The sequence below is a fragment of the Streptomyces longispororuber genome, from assembly GCF_014656095.1.
In the GTDB taxonomy this organism is placed as follows: domain Bacteria; phylum Actinomycetota; class Actinomycetes; order Streptomycetales; family Streptomycetaceae; genus Streptomyces; species Streptomyces longispororuber.
Map to the genome: position 1 here is coordinate 1 of NZ_BNBT01000312.1, position 2199 is coordinate 2199.

A 2199-nucleotide genomic window follows, 5' to 3' on the forward strand; every position below is an offset into this window, starting at 1 on the left:
CAGCGCGATTGTCGGGGGTCCAGGGGGCGGAGCCCCCTGGTTACGGGAAAGGGGCGGGTCTGGGGTGCCCCCCGCGAGGGCCTAGAACGGGTGCCAGCGGACCGCCGTGTCGCCCTCGCGCAGCGAGGCCACGCGGCGGCGGAACTCGGCCAGCGCCCGCGGATTGGCGGGCGCGTGCTGCGCGACCCACGCGCAACTCGCGGTCTCCCGCGCCCCCCGCAGCACCCCACACCCCTCCCACTCCCGCACATCCCACCCGTACACCCGCACGAACGCGGCATAGGCGTCGCCCCCGACCCCGTACCGGTCACGGGAGAGCGCCATGACCACCAGATCGTGCTCCCGCAGGTCCGAGGAGAACGTCTCCAGGTCCACCAGGACGGGCCCGTCCGGCCCCACCACCACGTTGCGCGGCAGCGCGTCCCCGTGGATCGGCCCCGGCGCGAGCCGGGGCTCCAGCGCGGCGGCCGCCGCCGCGAACCCGTCCCGCCGCTGCCGCAGGTACGCCGCGTCGGCGGGATCGATCGCGTCGCCCGCGAGCCGCAGCCACCGCTCGACACCCCCGAGCAGCTCCCGCCGCGGCAGCGCGAACGGCGGCGCGGGCAGGGCGTGCACCAGCCGCAGGAGCTCGGCCAGGTCGGCGGGGCCCGCCGGGCGCACCGGGGCGGGCAGGCGGTGCCAGAGTGTCACGGCGTGCCCGAGGACCTGGCGCGGCTCGGCCTCCGCGGCCCGCACGGCGGGCACCCCGCGGTCCTGGAGCCACCGCGCGACGGCCAGTTCGCGCCGCGCCCGCTCCAGGAGCTCCGGCGCGTCCCGGCCGACCTTGACCACGAGGTCGCCGAGGCCGAACACCGCGTTCTCGCCGAGGGCGAGCAGCTCGGCGCCGCCCGCCCCGGCGTCCGCCCCGCCGTCCGCCGTGAGCCCCGCCGCGTCCAGGACCTCCCGCGCCCGTGCCTCGTCCATCCCGTGCCTCCCGCACCCCGTGCGTCACCGTGGTTCGCGCGGCGGCCCCCGCGGGCCCGCCGCCGCGCAAGTGTCGCATTCGCCCTGGCCGGCCGGGCGCCCGGCGTGCGCGGGCGCTTGACGTATCCCGGCCGCGTCAGCACGATGACGGAGGCCGTCGGCTCGGCCGAACCACCACCAGCCGGGCAAAAGGAGCCAATTCCGTGACGTGGGCGACCGCGCGGACGCGGCCCGGCAGCGGCTCCCGGGACCCGCGCGCCGGCAAGGCCGTGGACCACGGCGCCTGGTTCCTGGTGCTGCCCGCGCTGCTGCCGATCCTGGTGCTGAGCGTCGGCCCGCTGCTGTACGGGATCGCCCTCGCCTTCACCGACTCCCAGTCGGGCCGCACCGAGCCCACCGAGTGGATCGGCCTCCTGAACTTCCAGGACCTGCTGCACGACACGCTGTTCTGGGACTCGTTCCGGATCGGCCTGCTCTGGGCCGTCGGGGTGACGGTCCCGCAGTTCCTGCTGGCGCTCGGCCTCGCCCTGCTGCTCAGCCAGAACCTCCGCTTCCGCTGGCTGGCCCGCACCCTCGCGATCGTTCCGTGGGCGATGCCGGAGGTCGTCGTCGGCATCATGTGGCGGCTCGTCTACCACCCCGACGCGGGCGTCCTCAACGAGAGCCTGCGCGACCTGGGCCTCGGCGACGGCCGCGACTGGCTGACCGGCCTCGGCACCGCGCTGCCCGCCGTCATCGTCGTCGGCGTCTGGGCGGGCATGCCGCAGACCACCGTGGCGCTGCTCGCCGGGCTCCAGAACGTGCCGCGCGAGCTGCACGAGGCCGCCGCGATGGACGGCGCGGGCGCCTGGCGCCGCTTCACCACCGTTACCTGGCCCGCCCTCAGGCCCATCGCCCTCGCCGTCACGGCGCTCAACTTCATCTGGAACTTCAACTCCTTCGCCCTGGTGTACGTCCTCACCAACGGCGGCCCGGGCGGCCGCACCCGGCTCCCGATGCTGTTCGCGTACGAGGAGGCGTTCCGCTACGGCCAGTTCGGCTACGCGGCGGCGATGGGCTGTGTGATGGTCGCGGTGATCTCGGTGCTGCTCGCCGTGTACCTCGCCGGCCGCCTGAGGGGAGCCGACGAGCGATGACCCCGCCGCCGACCCCGCCGCCGACTCCGCCGACCCCGCCGACGAGCCCCCGCACGGCCGCCCCCGCCACGCCGTCCCCGGCCCCGCGCGGAACCGGGGG

2 protein-coding genes are annotated in these 2199 nt (G+C 76.4%); one reads left to right on the forward strand and one right to left on the reverse strand.

What is annotated here, in order from left to right:
• Positions 1 to 81: 81 nt before the first annotated feature.
• Complete coding sequence (locus tag IE330_RS38355; RefSeq protein ID WP_190140801.1) at positions 82 to 963, reverse strand: phosphotransferase; 882 nt, start codon at positions 961 to 963, stop codon at positions 82 to 84.
• 203 nt (positions 964 to 1166) lie between these two features.
• Between IE330_RS38355 and IE330_RS38360 the strand changes: the two genes are divergently transcribed.
• Positions 1167 to 2099, forward strand: a complete 933-nt coding sequence (locus IE330_RS38360; protein ID WP_373314845.1) for a carbohydrate ABC transporter permease — start codon at positions 1167 to 1169, stop codon at positions 2097 to 2099.
• Positions 2100 to 2199 lie beyond the last annotated feature (100 nt).

Bases quoted from the DNA above. Each gene is read 5' to 3' on its own strand.
- IE330_RS38355 (WP_190140801.1), bottom strand. From the start codon at position 963: ATGGACGAGGCACGGGCGCGGGAGGTCCTGGACGCGGCGGGGCTCACG.